4 protein-coding genes and 1 pseudogene are annotated in these 4,241 nt (G+C 68.8%); 2 read left to right on the forward strand and 3 right to left on the reverse strand.

Translation table 11 applies throughout. From position 1 onward, the window contains the following. Positions 1-51: 51 nt before the first annotated feature. Together serB and JMF90_RS26660 are read right to left on the reverse strand one after the other, a co-directional pair. Positions 52-897 carry a phosphoserine phosphatase SerB gene (gene serB, locus JMF90_RS26655; RefSeq protein ID WP_201316956.1) on the reverse strand — a complete coding sequence of 282 codons (846 nt, stop codon included), beginning with the start codon at positions 895-897 and terminating at the stop codon, positions 52-54. Positions 898-1,065: 168 nt separating this feature from the next. Further along, complete coding sequence (locus JMF90_RS26660) at positions 1,066-2,016, reverse strand: LysR family transcriptional regulator (RefSeq protein WP_011549715.1); 951 nt, start codon at positions 2,014-2,016, stop codon at positions 1,066-1,068. A gap of 125 nt (positions 2,017-2,141) precedes the next feature. Here JMF90_RS26660 and JMF90_RS26665 point away from each other — a divergent pair, with 125 nt between their 5' ends. Together JMF90_RS26665 and JMF90_RS26670 are read left to right on the forward strand one after the other, a co-directional pair. Further along, positions 2,142-3,158 (forward strand): zinc-binding alcohol dehydrogenase family protein, encoded by a 1,017-nt coding sequence (locus JMF90_RS26665; RefSeq protein ID WP_011549716.1) that lies wholly within the window; start codon positions 2,142-2,144, stop codon positions 3,156-3,158. Positions 3,159-3,315: 157 nt separating this feature from the next. Next, a complete protein-coding gene (locus JMF90_RS26670; protein ID WP_041489573.1) occupies positions 3,316-3,867 on the forward strand; it encodes a DUF6013 family protein in 552 nt (183 codons plus the stop codon). A gap of 272 nt (positions 3,868-4,139) precedes the next feature. On the opposite strand, the pseudogene JMF90_RS26675 reads toward JMF90_RS26670, so the two are convergent. After that, a pseudogene (locus JMF90_RS26675) lies at positions 4,140-4,241 on the reverse strand (ABC transporter permease); the annotation flags it as partial.

Genomic DNA, 4,241 nt, shown 5'->3' on the forward strand with positions numbered 1-4,241 from the left:
CCGGCGCGATGCGATATCGCGCCGGCGTTTTTCATTGAGGGTGCCGCAGGATCAGAACAGTCGCAGCAGCCCGTCGAGGCCGACATGGTCGAACGCGACGGTGGCCGCATCGCGCACGACGGGCTTCGCGTGGAACGCGACCGACAGCCCGGCTTCGGCCATCATCTTCAGGTCGTTCGAGCCGTCGCCCATCGCGATCGCGCGGCGCGGTTCGAGGCCGAGCGAAGCGCACGTCTCGCGCAGCAGGCGCGCCTTTACGTCGGCGTTGACGATCTCGCCGAGCACCTTGCCGGTGAGCTTGCCGTCGACGATCTCGAGCGTGTTCGCATGCGCGTAGTCGAGGCCGAGGCGGGCTTTCAGCCGCTCGGTGAAGAACGTGAAGCCGCCCGACACGAGCAGCGTCTTCATGCCGGCGGCCTTTACGCCCGCCAGCATCGTCTCGGCGCCTGGCGACAGTTGCAGCCGTTCTTCGTGCACGCGCTCGAGCGCGTGCGCGTCGAGCCCGGCCAGCAGCGCGACGCGGCGCGTCAGGCTTTCGTTGAAATCGCGGATCTCGCCGCGCATCGACGCTTCGGTGATCTCCGCGACCTGCGTTTTCAATCCGCAGAAATCGGCGATCTCGTCGATGCACTCGATCGTGATCAGCGTCGAATCCATGTCCATCACAGCGAGCCCGAAATCGCCGAGCGTGAGGCCGGCCTCGACGAAGCCGAAATCTAGCGCATGCGTGCCGCAGTATGCGTCGATGTCGAGGCGCTGCGCCGGGCTCGCGTTTTCGATCCGCAGCGCGTGATCGTCGGTCTGCACGACGCGGGTGCCGCGCGACAGCGCGAGCAGCGGTTTGTGATGGGCGTCCGACAGCGGCGCAAGACTCTGGATGACGAGATTGTGGGTCATGACGAGTGGTTGGGAGGCGAATGAATGACGTGCTCGGCCCGCGGGCGGCCGCCTGCGAACGCGGGCCCCGTGCGGCTGCGGGCCGTTGCGTCGCGAACGCGCCATTGTAGCCGGTTGGCCGCGCAGGGCGCCGGCGCCGGCGCGAAACCGGGCGCGCGGCGGTAGTGGTCAGCCGTTTGCACGATCCCAGTACGGCGGATCGCCGAAGTGCTCGGCCAGGAACGCAATGAACGCGAGCGTTTTCAGCGGCACGTGCGCGCGGCTCGGATAGACGGCCCAGATCGCGACGTCGTCCGCGAACGGGTAGTCGTCGAGCACGCTGACGAGCGCGCCGCTCGCGAGCAGCGGGCCGACGTCCCAGGTCGACTTGATCGCGATCCCGAAGCCGTCGACGAGCGCTTCGCGGATCGCCTCGCCGTTGCTCGCGACGAGCCGGCCGCCGACCCGCACCGTGAGCGGGCCCTGCGGCGTCGCGAACGACCAGTCGCGCTGGTCGCCGAGGATCACGCATTCGTGCTGCGTCAAGTCGGCCGGATGGCGCGGCGTGCCGCGTTCGGCGAGATAGGCGGGCGAGCAGCACAGCACGCGGCGGTTGGTGGCGAGCTTGCGGGCGACGAGCGTCGAATCCTTCAGCGCGCCGAGCCGGATCGCGACGTCGTAGCCGTCGTCGACCAGATCGACGATCTCGTCGGACAGCCGCAGATCGAGCGACACGGACGGGTAGCGGCGCAGGAACGCCGGAATCACCGGCGCGACGTGCTGGCGGCCGAACGACGACGACATCGACACCTTCAGCCGCCCGTACGGCTCGCTGCGGCCGCGGCCGACCGACGCGCGCGCGGCGTCGGCGGCCGCCAGCAGCGCGTCGGCGCGCGCCATGAAGACTTCGCCGTCCTGCGTGAGGCTGATGCGGCGCGTGGTGCGGTGCAGCAGCCGCGCGCCGAGCTGCCGTTCGAGCTGGGCGATGCGCGCGCTCGCGACCGCGGCCGACACGCCGAATTCGCGCCCGGCCGCGGTGACGTTCGCGAGCAGCGCCGCGCGCACGAACAGCGCGACGTCGAGCAGGTCGAGCGGCTTGTCGGGCGCGGGAATCGGATCGGACCCGGGATCGGACGTCATTATTCTGAAATTCCTGAAAATGTTTCAGGAAATATAGCGGTTTTCTCGAAGGATCGGGTTGCCTACGATGGCACGCATGGAGGTTGCGCCGCAGCCTGCCGGATTTCCCTGAAAGGAGTATCGAGATGAAAGCCGTTGGATTGACCCGTTATCTGCCGATCGACGACCCGCAAGCGTTGCTCGACGTCGAACTGCCGCAGCCCGTGCCGGGCCCGCACGATCTGCTCGTGAAGGTCGAGGCGATTTCCGTGAACCCGGTCGACACCAAGGTGCGTGCGCCGAAGCCGCAGGTCGAGGAGACGCCGCGCGTGCTCGGCTGGGATGCGGCCGGCACGGTCGTCGCGGTCGGCGCCGACGTCACGCTGTTCCGGCCCGGCGACGAAGTGTTCTACGCGGGCAGCATCACGCGGCCCGGCGCGAACAGCGAATTCCACGCGGTCGACGAGCGGATCGCCGCGTTGAAGCCGCGCACGCTCGACTTCGCGGCCGCCGCCGCGCTGCCGCTCACCGCGCTGACCGCGTGGGAAGCGCTGTTCGACCGGTTGCGCGTGTCGCCGCAGGGTGCCGACGCCGGCAAGTCGGTGCTGATCATCGGCGGCGCGGGCGGCGTGGGCTCGATCGCGATCCAGCTCGCGAAGACGCTCGGCAAGCTGCACGTGATCGCGACCGCGTCGCGGCCGGCGTCGGCCGAATGGGTGCGCGCGCTCGGCGCGGATGCGGTGGTCGACCATTTCGGCGACCTGCCCGCGCAGTTGCGCGAGGCCGGCCATCCGAGCGTCGACCACGTGCTGATCTTCAACGATACCGACCATCATTTCCCGGCTGCAGCGGAAGTCATCCGGCCGCAGGGCGGCATTTGCACGATCGTCGAGAACGCGAAGCCGGTGCCGGTCGAATTGCTGAAGGCGAAGAGCGCGGCGTTTCACTGGGAATTCATGTTCACGCGTGCGATGTTCGAGACGCCGGACATGATCGAGCAGCACAAGATCCTCGGCGAAGTGGCGCGGCTCGTCGACGCCGGCACGCTGCGCACGACGCTCGGCGAACAGCTCGGCACGATCAACGCGGCGAACGTGCGGCGCGCGCATCAGATGCTCGAGGGCGGGCGCGCGATCGGCAAGCTGGTGCTCAGCGGTTTCTGAGCGCGGAGCGCGTAAGGTTGCGGCGCCGCGAATGCAAGCGGGGTAACACCCGATGCGTTTGCGGCGCATTGCACCGCGCTTGGCGGTAGACTGGCAGCGCATCATGCATCGAAAACCGCGCGGCACGCGCGTGCCGCCGCATTACAAGGAGGTCAGCATGAGCCAACGCAGCTTGTCAGTCGCCGCATCGTGGTCGGTCGTGTTCGCGGCGGCGTGCGTCAGCGCGAGCGTATTCGCGGCGCCACCGGTCAAGGGCAGCCTGAAGGGCGGCGGGACGGGACAGCTCGAATACACCGTCAAGGTCGACTCGAAGACCTTCGGCAATACGCAGGAGACCCGCAAGATCCGCTCGGGCGAGACGGACGATTTCAACTGGAAGTCGGTGCCGCCGAGCGGCGCGGTCGCGATGCCGGACGGCTGCCCGAACGCCGACAACCTGCCGCGCGACGCGAACGGCGCGATGGTGCGGCAGACCCAGGTGCGGCTCGCACCGTCGGTCGACGCCAAGGGTGTCGCCAACGTGCAGTTGAGCTTCCAGGCGGCCGCGCCGAAGGGCACGCGCGGCGTGACGGCCGGGGGCAAGTCGCTGCAGTGTCCGGACGTCGTGTCGGTAAGCCAGGTGAAGTGGGTGTCGATTCCGACCAACGGCGGGTCGAAATCCGTGTCGATGAGCGACGGCACCCGGGTGACGGTGTCGATCAAGCATTGAGCGGCACGCGCGGGCCGGCGTTTCGTTCGGTGCGCGCGCAACCGGTTCGATGGGCGGCACGAGCAGGGCGGCACGCGAGCAGCGCCTGTCGTGCCGCCGTTGCAACGCGTGCCGCTGCCTGCTTCGCGGTACGGTGCCACAGCCGTGCAACGGCGCTGCACGACGTCATGCGGATGTCACGTCATGCGCGCCCGCATTCCGTCCTCCCGATCATCACGTTCCGATGAAACGTCGCAGGCGCGTGCTGACCGCGCAGCGCGCGCCGCCGCGCGTCACCGCGTGCGCTCTTCGAGCCGCGAAGCGAGGAAACGGTGATCGGCCGAGAACAGCCGGCGATAGGTCATCAGCACCGCGCCCACGGTGCCGAGCGCGGA

The sequence above is a fragment of the Burkholderia sp. E168m23 genome, assembly GCF_016586125.1.
In the GTDB taxonomy this organism is placed as follows: Bacteria; Pseudomonadota; Gammaproteobacteria; order Burkholderiales; family Burkholderiaceae; genus Burkholderia; species Burkholderia orbicola.